This is a genomic window from Paraburkholderia solitsugae (assembly GCF_013177695.1).
GTDB classification, from domain to species: domain Bacteria; phylum Pseudomonadota; class Gammaproteobacteria; order Burkholderiales; family Burkholderiaceae; genus Paraburkholderia; species Paraburkholderia solitsugae.
Genome location: NZ_WOEY01000067.1, coordinates 1 through 24910, shown reverse-complemented (window position 1 = coordinate 24910; position 24910 = coordinate 1). Strand labels below are relative to the sequence as shown.

Here is a 24910-nt window from a genome sequence, read left to right as displayed (position 1 = left end):
ACATGACTAACGAATCCAACGGCGCCGGGACGGCGGGCGCCCCGCGTAAAGGCGCCCTGTCGCGCTTCACGATCATCGACGCAACGCGTGTACGCGCGGGCCCGACCGCCATGCGTCTGTTCGCCGACATGGGCGCGCGCGTGATCAAGGTTGAGATTCCGCCGGGCGCGCCGGGCGGCGACGACATGATCGGCGGACGCGATCACAATCGCGCCGATTACGAAAATCTGCATCGCAACAAGGAAAGCCTCACGCTGAACATGAAGGACCCTGCCGGCCGCGAGATTCTTCACGAGCTGATCCGGCGTGCCGACGTGTTCATCGAGAATTACCGTCCCGATGTGAAGCACCGCCTCGGCATCGGTCCCGACGCGCTGCGCGCAATCAATCCGCGGCTCGTGTACGCGAGTATCTCGGGCTTCGGCCAGGACGGTCCGTATGCGAACTGGCCCGGCTTCGACTCCATCGCGCAGGGCATGGGCGGCCTCATGAGCGTGACGGGCAAGCCAGGCGAAGGTCCGATGCGCGTCGGCATTCCGATTGCGGACCTGTGCGCAGGCCACTTCTGCGCGATGGCGATTCTGACCGCATTGCTCGAGCGGGAAGCATCGGGCGAGGGGCAATGGGTACAGACATCGCTACTCGAAGCGCAGCTCGCCATGCTCGACTTCCAGGCGGCGCAATGGCTCGTGGACAGGAAAGTGCCGGAGCAGGTGGGCAATGAGCATCCGCTTACGGTGCCGACCGGCGTATTTGCGACTCAGGACGGCTACCTCAACCTCGCCGCGATCGGCCAGACGATGTGGACGCGTTTGTGCGACGCGCTCGGTCTCGAGGATCTTGCACGGGCACCGGGCTACGACTCGGACCCGGCCCGCGTCGCGAACCGTGACGCCGTGAACCAAGCGGTCAGCGAGGTGTTCAAGACGCGCACGACGAAGGAATGGACCGAAATCCTGCTTAAGGCCGGTGTGCCGTGCGGCCCAATCTATGGGATCGATGAAGTGTTCGACGACCCGCAGGTCAGGCATCTCGGCATTACCTGGCCCGTCGATCTGCCGGGTAAAACCGGAGCCGCGTTGCTCGGGCAGCCGTTCCGGCTGTCGCGCTACCCGCGCGAAGCGGCGCCACGCCTTGCGCCCGAACAGGGCGAGGACACCCAGGCAATTCTGCAGGAGCTCGGCTACTCAGACGAGCAGATCGAACAATGGCGCAAAGCGTTCGTAGTCTGAACGTCGCGCAACTCACGAGAGAACGGAAGGACAAGATATGGCACGTTTGGTAGCCGCATTCGGTTCATCGCACAGCATCATGCTGGTGTCGCAGCGCGAAGATTGGCAGCATGGCTTCCGCGCAGTTGACCCGAAGAACCCGCATTACTTCGACAGGGCGGGCGATCACGTCACTTATAACGATTTGCTCGAACGCGCGCCGGCTGACGCCGAGACGATGGTCACGCCTGAAAAGATGGGTGAGCGCTACGATCAGGCTGAAGCAGCGATGGACGAGTTGCGCGAGCGCATTCGTGCCGCCCGGCTCGATGTGCTGATCGTCGTCGGCGACGACCAGACCGAGTTGTTCCGGACAACGAATAACCCGGCGTTCGCGATCTACTACGGCGAGACGATCCGCAACGCAAAGCGTGTGACTGGCGAGAACGACAGCTGGTACGCACGGGCGCGGACCATGCGGCAGGAGCCCGATGCCGACGTCGACTATCCCGTCAGATCGGACATGGCACGCTGGATGATTCGCGAACTCTGTGAATGCGACTTCGACATGGCGGCAATGGACGGTCTCGAGCGCGGCCAGTACGAAGGCCACGCTTTCTCGTTCATTCATCGCCGCTATCTGCAGGGCCTCGACCTGCCGGTCATTCCGGTGATCGTGAATACCTTTGATCCGCCCAATCAGCCCACGCCGCGTCGCTGTATCCAGCTCGGCGCTGCGTTGCGGGAGCTGATCGAGGCGTACCCGGAAGACCTGCGCGTGGGTGTGCTCGCCTCGGGCGGCCTCTCGCACTTCGTGGTCGACGAGGAACTCGACAACGGCATCATCGACGCAATCCGCCGCAAGGACAGTGCCTGGCTCGCCGCGCTCGATCCGAAGCAGCTGCAGGCGGGCAGCTCGGAGATCCGCAACTGGATCATCGCAGTCGAAGCAGTCAAATCGCTCGACCTCGAATGGGTCTCGTACACGGCGGGCTATCGCAGCCCCGCACTGACCGGCACCGGACTGTGTTTCGCCGCATGGCGCACGCTGGCCTGACCTGGCTTCCTGCCGCAGTGAAATCTACGGAAGACAACCAACATGACTGACCTGAATGTACAGCGCCTGCGCCGCCTCGATTGCTGCGCCGTGTCGGACGCACTCGACAAACTCAAGCTGCCCGGCGTCGTGAGCGGACTGCCGCAGCGCGCGGGCGCGGGAAGGATCGCCGGCCGCGCAATCACCGTCAAGCTTGGCACCGGCGAAGCGCCGCCCGGACCGCCCGTCCACCTCGGCTGCACGGCAATCGAACAGGCCAATGACGAGAACGTGATCGTGGTCGAACAGCGCAGCGGCGTCGAAGCGGGCTGCTGGGGCGGTCTCCTCTCGCTCGCGGCGAAAGTGCGCGAGGTCGCGGGCGTGGTGGCCGACGGCCCGGTGCGCGATATCGACGAAGCCATCGCCTATGAACTGCCGGTGTTCAGCCGCGCAACCACGGCGCGCACGGCGCGCGGCCGCGTGGTCGAGAAGGGCACCAACGTGCCTGTGCAGATCGGCGAAGTGCCGGTGGAGGCAGGCGACTATGTCGTGGCCGACAACAGCGCCGTGATCTTCATCCGCGCCGGCGACATCGGCATCGTGCTCGACACTGCCGAGACGATTGTCGCGAAGGAAGCCGCGATGGCCAAGGCGATCCTGTCTGGCTCGCCGGTCGGGAAAGTGATGGGTGGCAACTACGAACACATGCTCAAGTGAGCACATTCACAATCCACCAGGATAGATACATGACGAATGAAAACCGCAACGTTGAACGCGCCGGCAAACTCGATACGGCCACCCTCTCGGATGCGCTCGACAAACTCAGCATCGCTGGGCAGTGCTACAGGATCAAGGCCCGCAGTACGGACTTCCGGCTCGCGGGGCGCGCCTGGACACTCAAGTACGGTCCTGCCTCGAACCCGCCTGGGACGGTCGGCGACTACATCGACGGCGTGCCGCCCGGCGCGATCGTCGTGCTTGACAACGGTGGGCGCGAAGACGCGACCGTCTGGGGCGACATCCTGACCGAGATCGCACACCGCCGCGGCCTGGGCGGCACGGTGATCAACGGCGTGTGCCGCGACGTCGCCCTGTGCCTGAAGCTCGGCTATCCCGTGTTCAGCCGTGATCACTGGATGCGTACAGGCAAGGATCGGGTGCAGGTCGAAGCGACCAACATTCCGGTCAACATCGGCGAGGCACGCGTTCAGCCTGGTGACATCCTGCGCGGCGATGCCGACGGTGTGATCGTGATCCCGCGCGAGCATGAGGACGCTGTGCTCGACGCGGCCGAGACGATCCAGCATGCAGAGGACGCAATCCGCGAAGCCTGTCGCGGCGGCATGCGTCTGGACGAGGCGCGCAAGCAGTTCAAGTACCACCAGTTGCAGGCTCGGGGGAAATAAACATGAAAGAACACGATTCGGCAACGACGGTGCGCACCGCCATTGAACGCGTCGAAGCGAGCGTGGTCGAGACCGCGCGCACGTTGCCTGCGGCGACGCTGCACGAAGCAGGCGGCAAGGTCGGTGCGCTGCCGCCGGCGATCAGGCCGGTGGCGCCGGGCTTCAGAATCTGCGGCGCGGCAATTACCGTGCATTCGCCCGGCGGCGACAACCTATGGCTACATCGCGCGCTTGTGCTCGCGCAACCGGGCGATGTGCTGGTGGTCTACACCAGCGGCATCTACGAGCATGGCTACTGGGGTGAAGTCATGACAACCGCGGCAAAGGTGCGCGGTCTCGCCGGTCTCGTGATCGACGCTGCTGTGCGCGACGCGGACCTGCTCGAGCAGATCGGCTTCCCGGTGTTTTCGCGCGGCCTGTCGATTCGTGGGACGGGCAAGGATTATGGTGCGATTGGCTGGATCAACGAACCGGTGTTGATCGGTAACGTAACGGTCAACGCGGGCGACCTGATTGTCGGCGACCGGGACGGCGTCGTTGCCATCCCGCGTGCGCGTGCGGCGGACGTAGTCGAGATGGCCGCGAAGCGCGAGGCCGATGAGGCCACGATCTGCAAGCGCATTGAGTCGGGCGAGACGACCATGCAGATCTACAACTTCCATTGATCTCTAGATGACCCCGAAGCCCGTCACCCATTCGTCCGGCTTTGCGCCGGAACTCACCGTCGCCGGTCCGATAGCGACGATCACGCTGCGTCGCCCCGAGATGGCGAACCGTCTCGAACCGGAAGACCTCGCGACGCTGCGCAGCTTCATCCGCGACGTAGACGCGCGGCGCGACGTGCTCGTACTGCGGCTATGCGCCGAAGGCCGGCACTTTTGCGCTGGCTTCAACATTGGCAGCATTGGCGACGGCGACGGCGACGCGGGCGCGAGCTTCGAGGCGCTCGCCAACGAGCTGGAGCGCGCGCGGCCGGTGACGATCGCAGCGATCAACGGTGGCGTGTACGGCGGCGCAACCGATCTCGCGCTCGCCTGCGACTTTCGGATCGGCATTGAAACGAGCCAGATGTTCGTGCCGGCTGCGCGGCTTGGCCTGCTGTTCTATCGCGACGGCTTGCAGCGCTATGTTTCGAGGCTCGGACTGAATACGGCAAAGAAGCTGCTGCTTGCGGCCGCGACGTTCGATGCCGCGCAGATGCAGGCCTGCGGGTTTCTCGATGCGGTGGTGGCGCCAGCCGCGCTGCGCGACGAAGTCGAACGCCTAAGCGGCGACCTGGCCGGGATGGCGCCGCTGGCGCTGCTCGGCATGAAGAAGCACCTGAACCGGATTGCATGCGGCACGCTAGACGAAGACGAGTTCTGGCGCGACGTCACGCAGGCGGACGCATCGCAGGACCTGCGTGAAGGCGCGCTGGCGTGGCAGGAGAAGCGCAAACCGGTGTTTCGCGGCGAATAGGCTTCGAAGCAATGCGAAAAGCGCTTGGGCTTCGAACCCCAAGCTGCCTCGAAAATAGGAGACCATCAATGGAAATCGATGAGAAACAGACTCTCGCGCGCCTGTACGGCACGAACGGCTCGCTGCCGGCGGTGACGACAACGCTTGGCGGGAGATTCCTGTCACTTGTAGACGGCACGCTTGAGGCGCAGTACGTGGGCGCGCCGGCGTTCCTCAACCCGGCAGGTCAGGTGCAGGGCGGCATGCTGTGCGCCATGCTCGACGACGTGACGGCGACGCTCGTGACGTCGACACTGGCTGAAGGCGAACAGTGCGCCACGCTTAGCCTGAACACCTCGTTCCTGCGGCCCGCGAAGCCCGGCAGCCTGGTTGGCCGGGCGACGCTGGTGCGCAGGGGGCGCGGTGTGTGCAACGTGAACGGAGAGCTGTGGCAGGACGATAAGCTCGTTGCAACGGCGTCGGCCGTATGCATGATCGTCGCGCGTTGAGCCCGGCGCGCGCGTCGGGCCGAACTGTATCGCCTTCCTCATCTATGAAAATGACGTGGAACCGCAAGCTTCTTTCGATGGTCGCCTTGCTGTGGATCGGCCTCGTGCTGATCGGCGCGTTTGGCGCGTGGCAGGCGCGCTGGTCCATGCTCGCCGATCGCTGCGAGCAGTTGCGGGCGCTCGTGCAGCAGGCCCAGAGCCTCGCCGGCCACTACTATCGGCTCGCGCAGAAGGGTGCGCTGAGCGCCGTGGACGCGCGCAGGCAGGCGTTGGCGGCGTTGGCCGACCTGCGCTATGGCGAGGACGGCTATGTGGCGATCATCGATTCGCATCTCGTGATCGGTTGAGGTGGGCGCTGAGCAGGTATCAAATGCAGGCGCGACGATGGCCGACATCGTGAAGGCGGTCACGCGCGTCCACGCAATCCTCGACGAAATCAGCTGCGCGTCGCTGGAACAGAGCGCGGGCATCGAGCAGGTGAACCGTGCGATCGGAGAGATGGACGAGGTGACGCAGCAGAACGCAGCGCTGGTCGAACAGGCTGCGGCTGCCGCGCACTCGTTGCGCGATCAGGTCGCCAGCCTGCGCGATGCAATTGGCCGTTTCACATTACCAGGCTAGCAACGGGGAATGAAGTGTGATCCGCCATGCCAATTGAACGGTTGGAAGTTCGATAAGCGAGTCCGCGGAAGACAGCTAATGGTCGTATCCCCGGTGAGCGGTGCAGGTATTGCAGCTCCAGCTTTACAGGGCGGGATAGTCTCGCTTTTATCGTCTCACCGTCAGGTAGCATTCGCATCGCCAGGTTTCGCAGGCGCATAGAGGGATCGAAGTAGTCGGAGGAACAAATGGGCACCCGGGAAAAGTCATTGCGCGCGCTGGTTGAGAATTGGTTGGGACCGGACGCTGCGAAGCATGCTCGCGTGACACGCTTCGGTCACTCGCGCCGTAAGCAGTGGCGCTATGTATGTGTGGAGGCCGATCGCCCGTCAGGTAGGCTGGCGTTCGTGTTCTTTCGTCACGACGAGGGTTCGTGGTGTGTATTCCCGCCGGAATACAAGCGACCAGCGATGAATATCGCACGATCCATCTCTTCGCCGGCGGCGAGCGCAGACCACATACCGCAATTTCTAGGCGACGAAGTCCCGGGCTGATCGCTTCACTACGCCTGCGCGGCTAGGAGTCTGCGCGGCAGAAGCCGCGCGGTAATCCGATTGCCTGTTGTAAACGTTGTAGGCAGATGACGACGAGCTATCTTCCCTACGATCCACAACAGCAGTTCCTGCTGCCCCATGCGCTGCAAGATTGGCTGCCTGAAGGCCACCTTGCTTACTTCATCAGCGATACGGTCGACTCGCTCGACCTGTCCGCCTTCCATGCCCGGTATGCCGGCGGCGGTGCGCGCAACCAGCCCTTTCATCCGGCCATGATGGTCAAGGTGCTCGTTTATGGCTACGCGACCGGTGTGTTTTCCTCGCGCAAGCTGGCCAGGAAGCTGCATGAGGATGTCGCGTTCCGGGTCCTGGCGGCGGGCAACTATCCGGCGCACCGGACGCTGTGCGACTTCCGCGCCTTTCACCTCAAAGAACTGTCGGACTTGTTCGTGCAAGTGGTGAAACTGGCCAGGGAGTGCGGCCTGGTTAAGCTCGGCACGGTCGCGGTCGACGGCACCAAGATCAAGGCCAACGCATCGCGCCATAAGGCGATGAGCTACGAGCGGATGAAAAAGGTCGAGCTTGAGCTGAAAGAGCAGATCGATGCTCTGCTGGCAAAAGCGAAGGCGGCCGACGCCGCCGAGAAAAATGAGCCGGAGCTGGATATCCCGGCCGAGATCACGCGGCGCGAGGACCGCCTGGCGGTGATTCGCGCTGCACGCGCACGCCTGGAAGAGCGCCAGCGTCAGACTGATATCGCGCGCGGTCGCAGTGACGACGATGCGCCGCCGGACGCCGACGGAGAGCCGAAAAAGAAGTCGCGCTTCAAGTACAAGTTCGGCGAGCCGAAGCCCGACGCACAGGAAAATTTCACCGATCCGGAAAGCCGGATCATGAAGCATGCCGGCGGCGGCTTTGACTATTCCTACAACGCGCAAGCTGCGGTCGACGAGGCTGCCCACATCATCGTCGCGGCCGAGCTGGGCAACAGTGCCGCTGACAGCGGGCAATTGCCAACCGTTCTTGCTGCCGTGCTGCGCGACGCCGGTGCCGATCCCAGGCAAATCCTTGCCGACGCTGGCTACCGGTCGGAAGCGACGTTCGAGCAATTGCGCGAGCATCCGGCCGAGCTGATCGTGGCGCTCGGACGCGAGGGCAAAAAGGACGTGAAGATCGATGCCAGCAAGCGGCCGCTCTGCGCCGCGATGGCTGAAAAATTCACGTCTGCCGAAACACAGGCCGCGTATCGCAAACGCAAATGGCTATCTGAGCCGCCAAACGCCTGGGTAAAAAGCGTGCTCGGGTTCCGCCAATTCAGCATGCGCGGACTGGCCAAGGCCCAGGCCGAGTGGAAGCTCGTCTGCACGGCGTTGAACCTGCGCCGAATGGCCAAAATGATGTACGCGTAAGCCCGGAAAGGGGGCCATCTCACGCAATTTCGTCGTCGACCAAGCCATTCTTTGGTAGGTCGGCGCGCCAAACCGAAAGCGGTCGCGATGCCGAACGCTGTGGCGTCCCCGCTGTCAGCTCAAAACTCGTCTGCCGCGCAGACTCCTAGCGCAAGTCAACGAACGGGCTTGAGCGTCAGTCTTTGGCCTGGCAGCGGGTTACGGATGCCGGCAGCCGCATGAGCCGAATCGGGTTTGCAGGGAGCGGGACTGTCACCTGTCTGCGGTGCAGATAGGCGCCGGGAGCTGTCCGACGTTTTCCCGGATGAAAAGGTCGCGTGGCTCGCATGAGACGCGATTTATAAAGTATCTGTAAGCATGGAGATCTGGTTCAGTGTGTATCTCGACAGTCCTCGAAGATGACTTCGCCCCTAGGCGCGAGTCGATGGAATACGACGTCGTGATCGTCGGTGGCGGCCCGGCTGGCCTGTCCGCGGCGATCCGCCTGAAGCAGCTGGCGGCTGAAAAAGGCGTCGAGATTGGCGTGTGCGTACTGGAAAAAGGCTCGGAGATCGGGGCGCATATCCTGTCGGGCGCGGTGATGGATCCGCGCGCGATCACCGAACTGATCCCCGACTGGAAGGAAAAAGGCGCGCCGCTGACGGTCGACGTGACCGAAGATAAATTCCTCTTCCTGACCGAAACCGGTTCGAAGAGCGTGCCGACCTGGGCGCTGCCGGACAACTTCAAGAACCACGGCAACTATGTGATCAGCCTCGCGAATGTCACGCGCTGGCTGGGTCAGCAGGCTGAGGCGCTCGGGGTGGAAATCTTCCCGGGGTTTCCTGCTGCGGAGATTCTGTATAACGACGATGGCTCGGTCAAAGGCGTCGCGACCGGCAATCTCGGCATCGGCAAGGACGGTGAGCCGACCGAGAACTTCCAGCTCGGCATGGAACTGCACGCGAAGTACACGCTCTTCTGCGAAGGCGCGCGCGGGCATCTGGGCCGTCAACTGAACGACAAATTCAAGCTGCGCGAAGGGGTCGATCCGCAGGTCTACGGTATCGGCATCAAGGAAACGTGGGAAATCGATCCGTCGAAACACAAGCCGGGTCTGGTGATGCACACGGCCGGCTGGCCGCTGGAGAACGACACCTACGGTGGCTCGTTCCTCTATCACATGGACAACAACCAGGTGGTGGTGGGCTTCGTGGTCGGCCTCGGTTACACGAACCCGTACCTGTCGCCGTTCGAGGAATTCCAGCGCTACAAGACGCATCCGGCGATCCGCGCGATTCTGGAAGGTGGCAAGCGGGTGTCGTACGGCGCGCGGGCGATCACCGCGGGTGGCCTGCTGTCGCTGCCGAAGCTGGTATTCCCGGGCGGCGCGCTGGTCGGTGACGATGCGGGCTTCCTGAACGCATCGCGGATCAAGGGCTCGCATGCTGCGATCAAGACCGGCATGCTGGCTGCTGACGCTGCGTTTGAAGCCGTGCAGGCCGGACGCACCAGCGATGAACTCACCGCGTACCCGGAGTCGTTCAAGACTTCGTGGCTGCATACCGAGCTGCACCGTGCGCGCAACTTCAAGCAGTGGATGAGCAAGGGCCTGTACCTCGGTACCTTGATGGTCGGCATCGAGCAGAAGCTGTTAGGCGGCAACGTGCCGTGGACGCTGCATCACCAGCATTCCGATCACGAGATGCTCAAGCCTGCTTCGCAGTGCAAGCCGATTGTTTATCCGAAGCCGGATGGCAAGCTGACATTCGACCGGCTCTCTTCAGTGTTCATCTCGAACACCAACCATGAAGAGAATCAGCCGGCTCACCTGACGCTGAAAGATCCCTCAGTGCCGGTGAATGTGAACTGGCAGACCTATGCCGGTCCGGAATCACGTTACTGCCCGGCTGCGGTGTATGAGTTCGTGAAGAACGACGATGGCAGCGAGCGCTTGGTGATCAACGCGCAGAACTGCGTGCACTGCAAGACCTGCGATATCAAGGACCCGACGCAGAATATCGTCTGGGTGACGCCTGAAGGCGGCGGCGGTCCGAACTATCCGAACATGTGATGGGCAGACTGTGAGATGTGCAGAATCAGGAGTCTGATTCGACAAGACTCGGTGACTACGCGGCTGTAGGCGGCATTAAAATGTGCCGCCGACCGCACCTCGAAATGTCGGGCCAACGCGAGGTTGCAGCGCAATTTCCATTGCAATCCGAACGAAATAAAGGAAGCCCGAACCGGCAAGGGGCGGGAGCAAGTGAAGCATTCAGACTATAGGGCAACGGGCGTTGCCGGCGTGTTCGAGCGGGGCCGCTATCGTGTTTGCGACGATCCGTGTCAGCCACACGGATCGGCCCAGTTTATTTGGATCGGCATCCCACGCCGGCTGTTCGCGAGACAGAAGTCCACGCTCAACAACAATCTCAGCGACGCCGCGGCCAGAGACCAGCGCTTCTTGCGCCACCATCGTAGCGTTTGAATAGCCGATATACGGATTTAGAGCCGTCACGACGCCGATAGAATTTTCCACCACCGCGGAAAACAAACTCTCGGTGAAGGTGTCGGTGTCGCGCATGATCTCCAATGGGCAAGTGAGCGTTCCGTATCAGCGCATCAGGGGCCTTCCGGGATGAACTCTGCCGCCGGTTAGTTCAGCACCCTGCTAGGTGGTAAACCTAGTCTCAAAATTCATTAACAATTGTTAATGAATGAGGCATACTCTAGCCGATGCTTCAGTGAAATACCCACGTAGAGAGGAGTTGAGATATGTCAAAGAGTTCGATCGAAGGTCAAGGAGTGCCTGGCATCACTGGACATCTTCAAGGGCTCGAAATCAATCAATTTGCGCCGGCTCCGAATGTAGTTGGTTTCCGGTTGCTTAAACTTACGAATCTGTTGAGTCAGCCGTTCTTTAAGCGAATTCATAAGCAGCATGCTATTTCGTTGAACGAATGGCGTGCGATGGTTGTCTTGGCCAATAAACCGGGTAGCGCTGCGCAGGATATAGCTGAAGCAACCGGTCTTATTGCGATGAATGTGAGTCGCGCAGTGGCCGAATTGCGTAAAGCTGGTCGGATTTCGACTTCGCGCGATCCAAAAAATCATCGTCGCACTCTGCTATGGCTGACGCCAGAGGGCGAGAGATTGTTCGCGGAAATAGCTCCGTATTCGGCCATGAAGGCGCAAGAGTTTTATGGGTCACTCGGCTCGGAGGAACTAGAGGCTTTTAGCCGACAACTTGAGAGACTGATAAAGAAGGCGGAAGAAATGCTTGATTCTGATGCGGATTGATTAAATCGCCAGTATCGCTCACCTTGAGTTTTTGGGTTCATCACTAACAGTGGTACATAGCCGACAGATGCGTATAAACGAACTAGTCGGCAAAAAAGGAGACGAGTAGATGGCTCAAGGCGAGTTGGGATTGCAGATGGATTCTGCATCCAAAACTGCACATAGTGGTGCGCGTTTGGACAGACTGCCGATCGGTCGATTTCATTACCGAACGCTGTTTTTGCTTGGCGGCGGACTATTTGTCGATGCTTTCGACGTATACCTGATGGCCGGTGTTATGGGCGCGCTCGTTAAATCCGGGTTCGCAAGCATGGCGCAGGTTGGGCATGTGGTGTCCGCAACCTACGGTGGTTTGGTGGTCGGTGCGCTTGCCTCGGGTTATTTCAGCGACAAATTCGGCCGTAAGCTGTGCTACCAGGTAAACCTGGCAATCGTAGCGATCGCTACTCTGGTTACTGCCTTGGTCAATACCCCTGACGCTATGGCGATCTGGCGGTTTGCTTCGGGCATCGGCTTGGGCGCAGAAGCTGTCGTTAGCTACGCGACCCTAAGTGAGTTTGTGCCGCCGTCCAAGCGCGGACGCTGGCTTGGCCTGACAGCATTCATCGCCAATACCGCTATCTTCGCGTCGGCTCTGGGCGGCTACTTTTTGTTGCCGAGACATGAGGGATGGCGCTGGATGTTTGGCTTGGCATCAGCAGCGGCGTTCATCATCTGGGTCATTCGTTGGAGTTTGAAAGAATCGCCCCGCTGGCTCGAGTCGAAAGGCCGAATCGAAGAGGCTGATACGATTCTCCGCGAAATCGAGTCTGAATATCCTGAGACCACGGTGCTTCCGGACTATGACGAAACTGCCACGGTGAAATCGGCTAAAAAAGAATTGTCTGCTACGGCTTTGGTCAAGAAGGGACTCCGGGTACCGACGATCATCGGCGTCATGTTGGCCATCGTTCAGTTCTCGGCGATCTATGGTCTTCTGGTCTGGCTGCCGTCGTTCTTTGTGAAGCAGGGGCTGTCGCTTTCGACGTCGTTGCAGTATTCGCTGTTTATGTCGGCGGGTGGACCGATTGGCACAGTGGTCGCGGCATTGCTGGCCGATAAAATCGGGCGACGCAAAGGCGTTGCAGTTTTCTCGGTAGTGGTGGCAGTTGTGGCGGTCCTGTATGCAATGCAGAGCACGCCAGTAGCGGTCGTCAGCGTTGGTTTCTGCTTGTTCATCGCGGTATATGTGACAGCTACGTTTGCATTGGCCGGATATACCTCGGAACTGTTCCCGACTGCGATTCGGTCACGTGGTATCGCACTTTGTAACGGCATTGGGCGTATTTGGTCTGTTTATCTGCCGTTCCTGGTCGTCGGACTGTTCGCATTCGGAGGTCTGAAGGCGATCGTCGCGGTCGTTGCGTGTCTTCTGATATTGCAAGCTGTCGTCGTTACCGTATTTGGTCAGGAGACGAATCAAGCTTCGCTGGAAAAACTGGATTCAATTGCAGACAAGCAAGCTTCGGCGTAGCACTCGTCGGATGATTAAGGCCCCATAAACGGTGGCGCACTTTCCTAACAGAAGTGCGCCATTAAAATGACGTATCAGTAACAAATGTGATCAAGAGAGAAGTGGGCAGTAAAACCGATTATCTGCATAGAGGTTTCACAATGGATTCGATTTCATATCTCTCGCCGACAGGTGTTCTCGGCGTCGGTTTTTCCGAAAATCATTTTCTCGCGGCTATCGCGTCGCGGGATCTGGCGTTCATCGGCTGTGACGCGGGTTCGACCGATGGCGGTCCTGCCAATCTCGGCGGTAATAAGCCGTTCTTTTCGCGTGCGGCGATCAAGCGCGACCTTCGCATTCTCGTCACTGGAGCGCGGTCGATTAACGTCCCGCTGTTCATCGGTTCCTGCGGGGGATCGGGTGGCAACTGGAACCTGAACTGGGTGTGGGAAATCGTTCAGGAGATCGCCCGGGAAGAGAGTCTCCACTTCAAGACGGCGATTATCGAATCGGAAGTTCCGCGTGAAACTCTGATCCAGAAGTATCGCGACGGAAAGATCAAGGCGCTGGACCCGGCCCCGGAAATCGACGAATCGGTTTTCAAGGACGCGGACCATATCGTTGCGATGATGGGTGCAGAGGCTTACGTTGCGGCGCTGGAAGGCGGTGCGGACGTCGTGCTGGCCGGCCGCTCGACGGATGCTGCAATCTTCGCGGCCGTTCCCGTTGCGAAGGGCTTCCCAGCTGGTCTTTGCTGGCACGCAGCAAAGATCATGGAATGTGGTGGCGCAGCTGTCGTCACCATGGAAAAGCCGGAAGGCATGATCTGCACCGTCACGCAGAAAGACTTCACGCTCGAACCGGTCAGCCCGCAGCAACAGTGCTCGCCGTTGAGTGTTGCTGCCCACGCTTTGTATGAGACGGCTGATCCGTATCGCATGCTCGAACCGGGCGGCGAGATGGATCTGACGAACGCTCAATACGAAGCCGTTGACGAGCGACGTGTTCGCGTTACGGGTTCGCAGTTCAATCCGAAGCCCTACACGGTCAAACTGGAGGGGGCGAAGAAGATCGGCTACCGCGCCATGGTCCTCGGCGGCGTGCGCGACCCGGTTATCCTGGAGCAATTCGATAGCTGGTTCGGCGGTCTCCAAGACCATATTTCCGAAAACATCGAGGCCGTCTATGGTGAATCGATTCGCGGCCAGTATCAGATCGACTACAAGATCTACGGGCGCAGCGGCGTCCTCGGCGCACGCGAACCGAATCCGACGATCGGGAATGAAGTCGGACTCCTGATGGTTACGCTCGCACAGACGCAAGAAATCGCCTACGCGATCGCTGGCCAAGCCGCTCACATGGTGCTTCACCACTCAGTTCCGCAATGGGAAGGCCTGTTGTCGAATCTCGCCTTCCCCATCGCCCCGCATTTTTGGTCGTTGGGTGAGGCGTATCAATTCGTCCTGAATCACGTGGTCGAACTCGACCACCCGCTTGAACTGCATCCGATCCGTTACGAGGATATTTGATATGGCACGCCTTCGCGATTTGGCAAAACTGATCCGCACCAAGAATGCGGGTCCCTTCCTCCTGACGCTGGACATTATGTTTCCGGATCGTCGCACCTACGATCGCGTAGTTGCGAGCGGTGTGATTAAGAAGGAATCGATGGCGCGGTTTTTCAGCGTCGATGAAAGCAAGGTCCGGCTATTCAACTACGAGCCGGCGAACGCGATCAAGGTGACAGTGCCGCGTCTGGTGACGAGTGGTGACCCGGCCGATACGGATCTGTTCGGAGGTCAGCAGTTCGGGCCTTTGGTCAACGTCGAAGTCCCGGATCTTCCGGCTGCTTGACGACTTCCCGTCGAGGTGTGAATTAATTCACGCCTCGCTTAAATATTGAGATGCACTATGACGAAACCCATTCTTCGTGAACTGATTACCGACGCCTACGCTTGGAAGGCAGCAGATCTGCAAAACGATCCTTCGTGGATTTACAAATTCACCGAGTCGGATATCGTGGCTGTCGATACCGCACTCCGCAAGGTCCAAGATCAGGGCCTGTCGTGGGGTTCGTTCGGCAAAGAGCAGTTCGATCTGGGCTCGCTGGGCGCCACATTCGCGGAAATCGACAATCAGATTCGCAATGGGCGGGGCTTCGCTCTCCTGCGTGGTTTCCCGGTTGAGCGTTACTCGCTCGACGAACTCAAGACCATCTACTGGGGCGTGGGTGTCCACATTGGTCAAGTGATCTCGCACAACGTTGCCGGCGACTTCGTTGCAGCGGTGACGGATTTGGCACTCAAGGACGACGACCCGAATCGCCGTAACAACACGACGAACCGCATGCTCGACCCGCACACGGACCTCGCCGACGTCGTTACTCTCCTCTGCGTGGAAAAGGCGAGGGAAGGCGGCATGAGTGGCCTGTGCAGCACGGCGGCGATTCACAACCACATCGTTCAAAACCACCCGGAATATCTGGAAGCTTTGTACGAAGGGTTTTACCACGACTACCGTGGCTATGGCCCGAGCCACGACGCGAATGAAGTCACGGCGTCGCTGATTCCGGTGTTCGAGTACAACAACGGTCGTGTCAACTGCGCATTCGCGAAGAAGATCATCGAGACCGGCGCGAAGAAGCGTGGGGTGCCGCTGACTGCAATCCAGCAGGAAGCGATCAACTACGTGCACGATCTCGGCACGCGCGAGGACTTCCGTATCGACATGATGCTGGAGCCGGGCGATATCCAGGTCATCAACAACTTTGCGACCCTCCACTCGCGCTCGGAATACTTCGATCACGAAGACGGCCGCAAGCGATATCTTCTGCGCATGTGGGTCAACCTCGAAAACAGCGTACAACTGTCGCCGGACTTCGCTGAATTCGTTCGTCGCGGTATCCCGGCAGCGCCGAAGAAAGACGCGTAATAACGTTTAATAGAAAAGGAGTCGTCCATGTATCCCGTGACCGAAAAACTGGCGCAATTCAGTTCGGCACTTCGTTTCGAGGACCTGCCCGCCGAAGTCAGTGAACGCGCAAGTCTGCTGTTTATGGACTTGCTGGGTATCATAATCCGTTCGCAAACCCTGGATTCCACTCTCGCACTCGAACAGGGTCTGAGGGACCTGGGCCTTTCAGGTGGTATTTGCCGGGTGCCAGGCAATACCGATACGTGGACCCCTTTCGGTGCAGCGCTTCTCGGCGCCGCCGCGGCACACAGCCTGGATTTCGACGACACGCACGCGAAATCACTGCTCCATCCCGGCGCACCCGTGATTCCGGCTGCTTTGGCGGCGGCCCAGATGGTAGGCGCTACGACCCGCGAACTCTTGGCGGGCATCGTCGCCGGTTATGAGGTGATGATTCGCGTCGCCTATGGTGTGAACCCCACCAAGCATTCGGAGCGCGGCTTCCACCTCACGGCAACTACCGGCGTATTCGGCGCGGTGGCCGCCGCGGGCAATATCCTGAGACTCACACCGGAGCAAATGGGCCACGCGTTCGGAACGGCTCTCAGCGAGTCGGCGGGCACGGGCCAGTTCTCGGTGAACGGCGCATGGACGAAACGTTTCCACGTGGGCCATGCTTCGGCTGGCGGTCTCATGGCCGCAGTTCTCGCCCGCAACAACTACACCGGAGCGACACAGGCATTCGAAGGCCGTGAAGGTTTCTTCAACGCATACTCGCCCGAACCGAATCCGGCAGCGGCGTTGGCCGGTCTCGGCGAAGTGTGGGAAATCATGTCGTCGGGTGTCAAACCCTATCCGTGCTGCCGTGGCATCCACGCGCCTTTGGATGCAGTATTCAAGCTCCTCAGCAAGCATCAGATCGATGTGCGCAATATCGAAACCGTCCGCGTGGGCATGGCTGATCGTAGCGTTGCGGTTGTCGGAAATCCGCAGAAACGCAAGCGTAATCCGCGGAACGTGGTCGATTGTCAGTTCTCGACGCACTTCGGCGTCGCCGCTGCGCTCGTGACCGGCACTTTCGGCTGGGACAGTTACGAGTCGGGCCTGAAAAACGAAACGATTCGCGCACTGATGCAGCGTGTGGACGTGTTCGAAGACGAGGAATGCAATCGGAACTTCCCTGGTGCTTTCTCGGCGGTCGTCGAGATTAACGACAAGAATGGTGACGTCCTGCGCGAGTTCGTATACGAGCCGAAGGGCGAGCCCACGACCATGTTCTCGAACGAGGAATTGCGCGCGAAATTCACGTTGCTCGTCACTGAACGGTTGGGCGCAGATAACGAAACCGCGTTGTTTGAAGCCATTCACAACATGGCTCAGGATAAAAAAGTCGCGGCGCTTCTCGACGCCAGTAAACCCGTGATCAGCCACTAAGGGGAATGCACATGACGGACCAGGTGATCAATGAACAGACGTTGCGGACCGGACTCGCAGGCTGCTATCGCATTTTCGCGATGCTTGGATGGACAGAGCTGATATACAACCACATTACGCTGCGCATCCCTGGTCCGGAATCGCATTTCCTGATCAATCCATCCGGCCTCCACTATAGCGAGGTCACGGCATCGAATCTGGTGAAGATCGATCTCGATGGCCAGATCATCGGCGAATCGAAGTACCGGGCTAACCCAGCCGGATTCGTTCTGCACTCCGCAATCCATCGCGGAATCCCTGACGCACACTGTGTAATGCACACGCATACGACGGCAGGATCGGCCGTTTCCTGCTCGCGGCAAGGTCTCGTGATAAATAACTTCTATGCGGCCCAACTTCACAATCGGGTGGCGTATCACGATTTCGAAGGCATCACGGTTCATGCCGAAGAAGGCCCGCGCGTCGTGCAGTCCATCGGCGCCGCGAAAGCGGTCATCCTTCGCAATCACGGATTGCTGAGCATTGGGAACACGATCCCCTTGGCCTTCAGCTATCTGTGGACCCTACAGCGCGCTTGCGAAGTTCAATGGGCCACTGCAGCGCTGGGCGAATCCATTCCCGTTCCTGAGTCGATTTGTCGTCAAGCAAGTCAAGACGCATTACAGTTCGATCCGCGCTATGGCGGCGGTCGCGATGTGTTTGACGCATTGATTCGACAGGTTGACAAGATTGATGCGTCGTGGCGCGAATGAGGGCCAACGGATGAAGATCACTATTCACGGGCTGGGTGCCGTCGGCGGTCTTATGGCTGCAAAACTGGCCGGTGTCGGGTATGAGGTGAGCGCTATCGCTCGAAATGAAACCTACGACACGGTGAAGCGTCAGGGTTTGACTCTGATCGAAACCGTCGATGGGGAAGAGCGTCGCACGTCGCACAATGTCAATGTGGTGCGTACGCCTGCGGAGCTCGGTCCTCAGGACCTCGTGATCGTCGCATTGAAGACTACCGGCCTTGGAGCCGTTGCGCCGCAAATCGCAGCAACGGTCGGTCCGGAGACGACGGTCCTGTCTGCCATGAACGGCATACCCTGGTGGTTCGCTCACGGACTACCCGAGCCTGCTGCATCGCTCAACCTGTTGTCGCTTGATCCATCAGGTGTCGTGCGAGCGTCTATTTCGGCATCCTCTGTGATTGGTTCGGTCGTGCATCTCTCATCGACCATCCCCAATCCGGGAACCGTACGTCGTATCGCGGGCAACAGAATTGTTATCGGTGAACCAGGAGGCGGCGAAACTTCGCAGCGTGTAAAAAAATAGCGACGTGTTTACGCGACGCTAGTTTCGATGTTGAAGAAACTGCTTTGATTCAACGGGAGATATGGTTCAAGCTATGGGGCAATATGACTGTGAACCCGATCTCAGCCATTACGGGCGCAACCGGTGACAAAATTCTTGCTGATCAGTACGTGCGAGAGTTCATGTCAAGTTGTATGGCCGAAATGGCCAACATTGGCAGTTGCATCGGAATACCAATTGGAGCAAACCCTGAAGAGCGACATGCAGTCACCGCTGCGCTAGGAGCATTTAGGACCTCTATGCTTCAAGATTCAGTCGCGGGAAAACCGCTGGAACTTGACGCCTTGGTTTCTGTACTGGTTGAAATCGCTTCTCAGGTTGGCGTGGAAGTCAAGAATATCAAAGCATTGCTGGGTATTTCCCGACTCTATGCTAGATCGAAAGGCTTGTATCCAGAATAACTCGGACGCAATAGAACGGCGGTTTCAGGGGTGAAGCGCAACAACGGGTTTAATGTTTAGAGCCTTGAGATTGACTTATTGAGACGAGGGTCGCGGCGAAGACCTCAAATGGTGAATGGAAGTTGTGAGTTGCACGAGGGAGATTGTTCAGATTGTCGGCGACGGCGTCGAGTTCGTCCTGATTTTAGACCGAAAGGTCCGTGACTTTGGGCAGATAACCCAGCGGTAAAACTACTAAATGGAGACACAGCAGTATGAAGAAAACGCTTCTCGCAATTGCATTGTTGCAAGTGCCGGTTTTTGCATTCGCACAAAGCTCACTGACGCTTTACGGTATCCTCGATGCGGGTATCACCTACGTGAACAATCAGCAGGGCAAGTCGGTCGTGATGAGCGACTCGGGGATTCTCCAGGGTAACCGTTGGGGCTTGCTCGGCAAAGAAGATCTCGGCGGCGGCCTGAAGGCCGTGTTCAACCTCGAAAGCGGCTTCAACCTCAGCAACGGGGCGATGGGGCAAGGCGGTCTTCTGTTCGGTCGTACGGCATACGTGGGTCTGGACTCCGATAAAGCCGGCGTCCTCACTTTCGGCCGTCAATATGACTTCATGACGGACTTCATGGTCGAGAACTCGGCAGCGGCCAACGGTACGACGGCGGTTGCGTTCCACCTGTTCGACGCGGACCGTCTTGCAGGTGAGCAGCTGAACAACACGGTCAAGTACGTCAGCCCGACGTGGGGCGGCGTCTCGTTCGGTGCCCTGTACGGCTTCAGCAACGTCGCTGGTGGCTTCGCCGGAACGGATGCGGCTCCTCGTGCCTCCAGCTTCGGCCTCAAGTTTGCTCAAGGACCGCTCGTTGTTTCTGCGGCGTATACCGCCGTCACCGGAATGACTGGTTCGCTTGCGACGATTACACTCCGCGGACACAGCCAACGCGTCTGGGCAGTTGGCGGGCGCTATCGGTTCGACAAGCTCAAGGTGTTCGGCAACGCGACATCGACGCTGGTTCGGGCAACCGCCGCAGGCCATAACGCGACGATCAACAACTATGAGGTGGGCGCGACCTACTTCGTGACACCGGCCGCCACGCTGACGGGCGGCTATACGTATTCGACCTACGCGAGCCACGGCTACAACCAGCTCAATACGACTGCGCATTACTTCCTGTCCAAGGAAACGGACGTCTATCTGGCCGTCAACTATCAGCACACGAACAACCAAGCCATGGGCGCTGGTATGTTCCTGGACACGACGCCGGGTACCCTCATCGGCTACTCTTCGACCGAAAACCAAGTCGGCGTGCGCATCGGTCTTCGTAAGAAATTCTAGATCATCTCGCCGGGTTACCAGGTTTGATCGTAAGTGCATAACATGCTCTAGGCGACTGACGCCAGTTCGTTTCTCACGATAAGATTTTGTTAACGAGTGAGCGACGCGACGACAGTAAGCACCTCGCGAGGGCCGTTCCCAATGATACGCGCGCATGGGGCATGATCGCGATGGAGATCGGGAGGCTAACAGGTAGATCGGGGAAGATCCTGTCCATGATCGCGATCCTGGACAGGATCTATCTGGATCTCCCTGGCAATCAGGCGATGGACGCTGCCGGACCTGCCTGCTTCGGCAATTTGCTGGCCACATTCCAGGGCAACAGTTCGTCGATACGGTTGATTGGGTGGTCAGCTATATGGGTCAGGACGTATTCCGGATAGGCGCGCAGGTTGATGCCATTCAGCTTGCAGCTCCCAATCAAGCCGTACAAACCGCCCTGGCTTATGGCATGACAGCGGGGTATGTTCTGTTCGTTGCTCGGTGCCGGCCTGGCGATGTTACTGCGGTGCATTCGCCGTGTCGCCGGGTGTTGAATGCCGCCACCCGACGATCAGCCCGCATGTCGATCACATGCGGGATCGTCTTGCGCAGGACGGCGTAGCGAGTAGCGCCCCCGGTTGGCAGCGAGAAGGCGGTCGGCCAACCAGACGCGATGTGTTACTTGAGACGATGGAGCAGATCGTGCCTTGGAGGCAGTTGTGCGAGGTTGTCGAGCTGCACTATCTCAAGGGTCAAGGCGGACGGCCGCCAGTTGGTCTTGAACGTATGCTGCGCATGAACTTTGTGCAGCGCTGGTTCAACCTGGCGGATGAAGCCTGCGAGGATGCGCTGCTGAACAGCACGGCATTGCGGCGATTCGTTGGGATGGACCTGGGGCGAGAGCGCGTGCCTGATGGCACGACGCTGTTGAAGTTGCGCCGGCTGCTGGAGCGCAACAAGCTGGGCGAGCGGTTGTTTGCCAAGGTCGGCGAGGTACTGCAGAGGCGTGGGCTGAAGGTTGGCACCGGCACGATCGTGGATGCCACCATCATCGGTGCGCCCAGTTCCACGAAGAACGCAGAGAAGGCGCGAGACCCCGAAATGCAGGTTTTGTCGCGGTAAGGGGAAGATGGCGAACGAACGGCAGTATAAGTAGGATTGCTTATGCTGCCAGTGAGTAGAGCTGCTCGGCTCGAGTGTATCCGACGCCATTGTCTTCCATTTGGCCCTTGGCGATCATGTGCATGAGTTCGATGCCGCCCAACAGAATGCGTGCACAACGAAAATTCTTGAAGCCGAGCATGGGCCGTGTGCGCCGCTTGATCGCCCGGTGATCCTGCTCTATTACGTTGTTCAGATACTTGTTCTGGCGAATCTTGATCGGCGTTTCCCGCTCTGCGTTGAGAGCATCCAGCGCGGCCAGGTTCGCACCGCTCTTATCGATCGTCACCGTCTCGGGCTCGCCGTTCTGGTCAATTGACTTTTCGAAGTAGCGCCGCGCCGCGGCCTTGTCACGATGGGCACGCAGCAGAAAATCCACCGTGTTGCCCTCCTTGTCGACTGCGCGATACAAATACTTCCACTGGCCTCGGACCTTGATATATGTTTCGTCCATTCGCCAGCTCCGACCGACGGCTCGCTTTTGGCAACGAAACGCCTTCTCCAGAACCGGCAACACCTTGATGGCCCAGCGATGCACGATTGAATGGCCGACCGAGATTCCGCGCTCCGCCATCATCTCTTCCAGATGTCGAAGGCTCAGCGGATACGCCACATACCAGCGCACACACGTCAGGATCACATCGAGCGGATAGTGCAAACGCTTGAGCACCCGTGCCAGGGCTGGATTCAGCGTCGTCATCAAGCGTCCGGTCGTTCGTATTGCGAGGGCACATGATACCCGACGCCTAATGCGACAAAGCCTCAGCGGGTACTCGACCCACGCGGCGCTGTGCCGACTTGCGAACGAGCAATCCGCTCCCGCGCGATCTCAGCCAGTTGCCACGAAGCAAGCGCCATGCATCCAAACACGACCTCGCGCATTCTCTTAACAAATGCCAACGAAAGCGCTGTGTCGCGATCGACCCCAAAGATCTGCGCGAGCAACACAACCGCTGCATCCTGCACCCCAAGCCCCGTGGGAATGAAAAAAGCCGCATGCCGGACCGCCTGGGTAATCGCCTCTATCGCGAGCGCGCCGCTCAACGAAATAGGATGCCCAAGCATGGCAAGCGCCCAGTATGTCTCGAGCGCCCCCAGCGCGTAGCCGGCAAACTGCCACAGGAAACTGCGCAGCAACAACCCGCCGCGCGACATCAACGCGTCGATCTCCAGGTCGAGCTGCTTTCCGTCGATGCTCCGCAACAGCGGATGCGCATGGCCCAGCAAACCCGCTGCCCAGCGCTCAATCGCCTGAAAAATGCCGCCGCGGCGCGCGACCACGATCGCCATGACCGGCAGGGGAATGGATAGCAGAAACGCCACGCCGATGCTCCGTAATGCATCGACCTGCTGTGCCGATACGACGATCAGCACAATCCCCAGCGCTGAAAACGCATACTGGACGGCCATCGTCACCAGTACCTCGACGATCACCGATGCGCTGACGCTGCAGGTGTCGGGCACGCGCCATCGCGCCAGCCGGATGCCCACAATTTCACCGCCAATGCTCGCAACCGGCATCAAACGGCTCACCGCCTCACGCACGGTGGCGACCCACCATAGAAACCAGAGCGGCGCCCGCTTGTCGAGCAGAAGCCGCCACGCGTGAGCGTCGAGCAATAACGGCAACGCATGCAGCGGCACGAGCCATAGCAGGACAAACCCGGCCCTTCCAATCGTATGCATCACGTCGCCGACGCCACTTTGCAAAGCGAGGACCAGCAGCAGCCCAATGCCGATCGGCAACCCAGCCCATTTGAGCCACTTCATGCCGTTTGCGAACGTCCGGTGGACAGGTCGGCGAAACCGCCGCGCACGGCGCCCGTGGCGTCGAGTGCCGCGGCGACACGCGTGGACAGCAGCGCGGTGAGTTCGTCCGCATGCCGGTACGCCTGCATTCCCGCCGTGAGCGCGCCGTCTCCCGGCGAGGCAGGGTGGCAGTAGATTTCGCCGACGCCGGCAGGCAGGCGAGCTATCGCGTCAAGCAGCGTGTTCTCATCCATCTGTCCCGTGCGGGCAATCCCAACCACGTAGTCGTTATGCGCAATGTTGGCGCGATCGAGGCGTGCGCGCATCTGTGCAACCCAAGGTTTGAGCCACACAGGCGTGTCGGCCTCGCAAGGCAGGCGCATCGCCTGCATGCCGTACTCTTTGCCGATCTTCAGGATCAGCGAGAGCACCGTCGGGTGCATGTGAAAGTGCTTGTGCGTATTGACGTGATCGAGCGGCAAACCGGTTCGCGCGAAAGCATCGAATTGAGCGCGGATTTCCATCGCGAGTTGCGCGCGTACGTGCGGCAAAAAGAAGAAGCGGAATCCGTCACGCACCATGTTGTCGCCGAAGCGTCCCTGGGCGTCGACCAGCGCCGGAATCGCGGCGCGCGGCAGTATTGCCGCGCCGTCCACCAACACCAGATGCAGGCCGACCCGCAGGCCGGGAAGATTCCTCGCCCGCTGAACGGCATCCTGTACGGCGGGCGCGCCGACCATCAGGCTTGCCGCGGTCAGCACACCGTGCCTGCACGCAAGCTCGACGGCTTCGTTGACACGCCGATGCAGACCGAAGTCGTCAGCCGTGATGATGAGCCGGCGCTGCGGTTGCCAATGCTGCTGCGCGCGGTCACCGGATACGCTCTCCATCACGCTTGGTGCGCGCGCAGGAAGCGGAAGAATTCGACGCCTTCACGCAGGCGCCGTTTCATCATGTCCCAGCTCGTAAGCATCTCACGCAGAATTTCCCAGATCTTCGACGGACGGAAATAGAAGCGCTTATAGAAGTTTTCGAGCTGGTGATAAATCTCGTCACGCGACAGATGCGGATAGCCGATCGCCGCGAGCTGCACCCCTGATTTGCTGACGAGGTTGATGACCTTGTTCTCTTCCAGCCAACCGTTCTCGACCGCCTGGTTGTAGAGCGTCGTGCCGGGATACGGCGCGGCGAGCGACACCTGGATCGTATGCGGATTGATTTCCTTCGCATACTCGATGGTCTTCTGGATCGTGTCCTGCGTCTCGCCGGGCAGCCCCAGAATGAAGGTGCCGTGGATCTTGATGCCGAGCTTGCGGCAATCTTCACTAAAGCGGCGCGCGATGTCGGTGCGCAGACCCTTCTTGATGTTCAGCAGAATCTGGTCGTCGCCAGACTCGTAGCCAACCAGCAGCAGGCGCAGGCCGTTTTCCTTCATGATCTTCAGCGTCGCGTACGGCACGTTCGCTTTCGCGTTGCAGGACCACGTCACGCCCAGTTTGCCGAGGCCGCGAGCGATCTCTTCGACACGCGGCTTGAAGTCGGTGAAGGTGTCGTCGTCGAACATGATCTCCTTGACTTCAGGCATGTTGTCGCGAATCCACTTCACTTCTTCGAGCACGTTCTCGGTCGAACGCGTGCGGTAGCGATGCCCGC

At 59.7% G+C, this 24910-nt stretch carries 24 protein-coding genes and 5 pseudogenes; 22 read left to right on the top strand and 7 right to left on the bottom strand.

Annotated features, from left to right (window positions below):
• Positions 1 to 2: 2 nt before the first annotated feature.
• The 11 genes and pseudogenes from GNZ12_RS17800 (at position 3) to GNZ12_RS17750 (ending at position 10215) form a co-directional block, all read left to right on the top strand.
• The gene (locus tag GNZ12_RS17800) at positions 3 to 1232 is read left to right on the top strand and encodes a CaiB/BaiF CoA transferase family protein (protein WP_172312058.1); all 1230 of its coding nucleotides are present in this window, start codon (positions 3 to 5) and stop codon (positions 1230 to 1232) included.
• A 37-nt stretch (positions 1233 to 1269) separates the two neighbouring features.
• Positions 1270 to 2268 (top strand): DODA-type extradiol aromatic ring-opening family dioxygenase, encoded by a 999-nt coding sequence (locus tag GNZ12_RS17795; protein ID WP_172312056.1) that lies wholly within the window; start codon positions 1270 to 1272, stop codon positions 2266 to 2268.
• Between the two features lie 42 nt (positions 2269 to 2310).
• Positions 2311 to 2964 carry an RraA family protein gene (locus tag GNZ12_RS17790; protein WP_172312054.1) on the top strand — a complete coding sequence of 218 codons (654 nt, stop codon included), beginning with the start codon at positions 2311 to 2313 and terminating at the stop codon, positions 2962 to 2964.
• Positions 2965 to 2993: 29 nt separating this feature from the next.
• Positions 2994 to 3653, top strand: coding sequence for an RraA family protein (locus tag GNZ12_RS17785; RefSeq protein WP_172312052.1), 660 nt, complete (start codon positions 2994 to 2996; stop codon positions 3651 to 3653).
• Positions 3654 to 3655: 2 nt separating this feature from the next.
• Positions 3656 to 4318: a 4-carboxy-4-hydroxy-2-oxoadipate aldolase/oxaloacetate decarboxylase gene (locus GNZ12_RS17780; protein WP_172312050.1), complete on the top strand. Its 663-nt coding sequence runs from the start codon at positions 3656 to 3658 to the stop codon at positions 4316 to 4318.
• 7 nt (positions 4319 to 4325) lie between these two features.
• Entirely contained in the window at positions 4326 to 5111 is a 786-nt protein-coding gene (locus tag GNZ12_RS17775; protein WP_172312048.1) for an enoyl-CoA hydratase/isomerase family protein, read from the top strand.
• Positions 5112 to 5179: 68 nt separating this feature from the next.
• Positions 5180 to 5599 carry a PaaI family thioesterase gene (locus tag GNZ12_RS17770; RefSeq protein ID WP_172312046.1) on the top strand — a complete coding sequence of 140 codons (420 nt, stop codon included), beginning with the start codon at positions 5180 to 5182 and terminating at the stop codon, positions 5597 to 5599.
• Positions 5578 to 5946: a cache domain-containing protein gene (locus GNZ12_RS45300; RefSeq protein WP_407947707.1), complete on the top strand. Its 369-nt coding sequence runs from the start codon at positions 5578 to 5580 to the stop codon at positions 5944 to 5946. The genes GNZ12_RS17770 and GNZ12_RS45300 overlap by 22 nt, the downstream gene beginning before the upstream one ends.
• Positions 5939 to 6220, top strand: a pseudogene (locus tag GNZ12_RS17760) (methyl-accepting chemotaxis protein); the annotation flags it as partial. The gene GNZ12_RS45300 and the pseudogene GNZ12_RS17760, both read left to right, overlap by 8 nt.
• A gap of 619 nt (positions 6221 to 6839) precedes the next feature.
• Positions 6840 to 8162: an IS1182 family transposase gene (locus GNZ12_RS17755; protein ID WP_172312040.1), complete on the top strand. Its 1323-nt coding sequence runs from the start codon at positions 6840 to 6842 to the stop codon at positions 8160 to 8162.
• 424 nt (positions 8163 to 8586) lie between these two features.
• Positions 8587 to 10215, top strand: a complete 1629-nt coding sequence (locus tag GNZ12_RS17750; protein ID WP_172312038.1) for an electron transfer flavoprotein-ubiquinone oxidoreductase — start codon at positions 8587 to 8589, stop codon at positions 10213 to 10215.
• Positions 10216 to 10416: 201 nt separating this feature from the next.
• Here GNZ12_RS17750 and GNZ12_RS17745 read toward each other — a convergent pair.
• Positions 10417 to 10686, bottom strand: a pseudogene (locus GNZ12_RS17745) (hypothetical protein); the annotation flags it as partial.
• Between the two features lie 230 nt (positions 10687 to 10916).
• On the opposite strand from GNZ12_RS17745, the gene GNZ12_RS17740 reads away from it, so the two are divergent.
• The 9 genes from GNZ12_RS17740 to GNZ12_RS44425 all read left to right on the top strand — a co-directional run bounded on the left by GNZ12_RS17740 (position 10917) and on the right by GNZ12_RS44425 (position 19037).
• Entirely contained in the window at positions 10917 to 11441 is a 525-nt protein-coding gene (locus GNZ12_RS17740) for a MarR family winged helix-turn-helix transcriptional regulator (RefSeq protein WP_172312036.1), read from the top strand.
• 109 nt (positions 11442 to 11550) lie between these two features.
• Entirely contained in the window at positions 11551 to 12954 is a 1404-nt protein-coding gene (locus GNZ12_RS17735) for an MFS transporter (protein WP_172312034.1), read from the top strand.
• Between the two features lie 140 nt (positions 12955 to 13094).
• Entirely contained in the window at positions 13095 to 14462 is a 1368-nt protein-coding gene (locus tag GNZ12_RS17730; RefSeq protein WP_172312032.1) for an acyclic terpene utilization AtuA family protein, read from the top strand.
• A 1-nt stretch (position 14463) separates the two neighbouring features.
• Positions 14464 to 14787, top strand: coding sequence for a DUF4387 domain-containing protein (locus GNZ12_RS17725; protein ID WP_172312030.1), 324 nt, complete (start codon positions 14464 to 14466; stop codon positions 14785 to 14787).
• A gap of 57 nt (positions 14788 to 14844) precedes the next feature.
• On the top strand, positions 14845 to 15864 hold the full coding sequence (locus tag GNZ12_RS17720) for a TauD/TfdA family dioxygenase (RefSeq protein WP_172312028.1): 1020 nt from the start codon (positions 14845 to 14847) through the stop codon (positions 15862 to 15864).
• A 27-nt stretch (positions 15865 to 15891) separates the two neighbouring features.
• Positions 15892 to 17280, top strand: a complete 1389-nt coding sequence (locus tag GNZ12_RS17715; RefSeq protein ID WP_172312026.1) for an MmgE/PrpD family protein — start codon at positions 15892 to 15894, stop codon at positions 17278 to 17280.
• Positions 17281 to 17291: 11 nt separating this feature from the next.
• Entirely contained in the window at positions 17292 to 18032 is a 741-nt protein-coding gene (locus GNZ12_RS17710; protein WP_235993793.1) for a class II aldolase/adducin family protein, read from the top strand.
• Between the two features lie 10 nt (positions 18033 to 18042).
• Positions 18043 to 18597, top strand: coding sequence for a ketopantoate reductase family protein (locus tag GNZ12_RS44430; RefSeq protein WP_235993792.1), 555 nt, complete (start codon positions 18043 to 18045; stop codon positions 18595 to 18597).
• Positions 18598 to 18641: 44 nt separating this feature from the next.
• A complete protein-coding gene (locus tag GNZ12_RS44425; RefSeq protein ID WP_235993791.1) occupies positions 18642 to 19037 on the top strand; it encodes a ketopantoate reductase C-terminal domain-containing protein in 396 nt (131 codons plus the stop codon).
• A gap of 49 nt (positions 19038 to 19086) precedes the next feature.
• On the opposite strand, the pseudogene GNZ12_RS45780 reads toward GNZ12_RS44425, so the two are convergent.
• A pseudogene (locus GNZ12_RS45780) lies at positions 19087 to 19254 on the bottom strand (IS30 family transposase); the annotation flags it as partial.
• 37 nt (positions 19255 to 19291) lie between these two features.
• Between GNZ12_RS45780 and GNZ12_RS17700 the strand changes: the two are divergent.
• On the top strand, positions 19292 to 20365 hold the full coding sequence (locus GNZ12_RS17700) for a porin (protein WP_172312022.1): 1074 nt from the start codon (positions 19292 to 19294) through the stop codon (positions 20363 to 20365).
• A 259-nt stretch (positions 20366 to 20624) separates the two neighbouring features.
• On the opposite strand, the pseudogene GNZ12_RS17695 reads toward GNZ12_RS17700, so the two are convergent.
• Positions 20625 to 20798, bottom strand: a pseudogene (locus GNZ12_RS17695) (transposase domain-containing protein); the annotation flags it as partial.
• 140 nt (positions 20799 to 20938) lie between these two features.
• On the opposite strand from GNZ12_RS17695, the pseudogene GNZ12_RS17690 reads away from it, so the two are divergent.
• Positions 20939 to 21451: pseudogene (locus GNZ12_RS17690) on the top strand (IS5 family transposase); the annotation flags it as partial.
• Positions 21452 to 21509: 58 nt separating this feature from the next.
• Here GNZ12_RS17690 and GNZ12_RS17685 read toward each other — a convergent pair.
• The 4 genes from GNZ12_RS17685 to GNZ12_RS17670 form a co-directional block, all read right to left on the bottom strand.
• Complete coding sequence (locus tag GNZ12_RS17685) at positions 21510 to 22208, bottom strand: IS6 family transposase (protein ID WP_172312020.1); 699 nt, start codon at positions 22206 to 22208, stop codon at positions 21510 to 21512.
• Between the two features lie 62 nt (positions 22209 to 22270).
• The gene (locus GNZ12_RS17680; protein WP_172312018.1) at positions 22271 to 23278 is read right to left on the bottom strand and encodes a lysylphosphatidylglycerol synthase domain-containing protein; all 1008 of its coding nucleotides are present in this window, start codon (positions 23276 to 23278) and stop codon (positions 22271 to 22273) included.
• Positions 23275 to 24147, bottom strand: a complete 873-nt coding sequence (gene hpnK / locus GNZ12_RS17675) for a hopanoid biosynthesis-associated protein HpnK (protein WP_172312016.1) — start codon at positions 24145 to 24147, stop codon at positions 23275 to 23277. Before hpnK ends, GNZ12_RS17680 begins: the two co-directional genes overlap by 4 nt.
• Positions 24147 to 24910: radical SAM protein (locus GNZ12_RS17670; RefSeq protein ID WP_172312013.1), on the bottom strand; the 764-nt coding region annotated here is incomplete at its 5' end. The genes GNZ12_RS17670 and hpnK, both read right to left, overlap by 1 nt.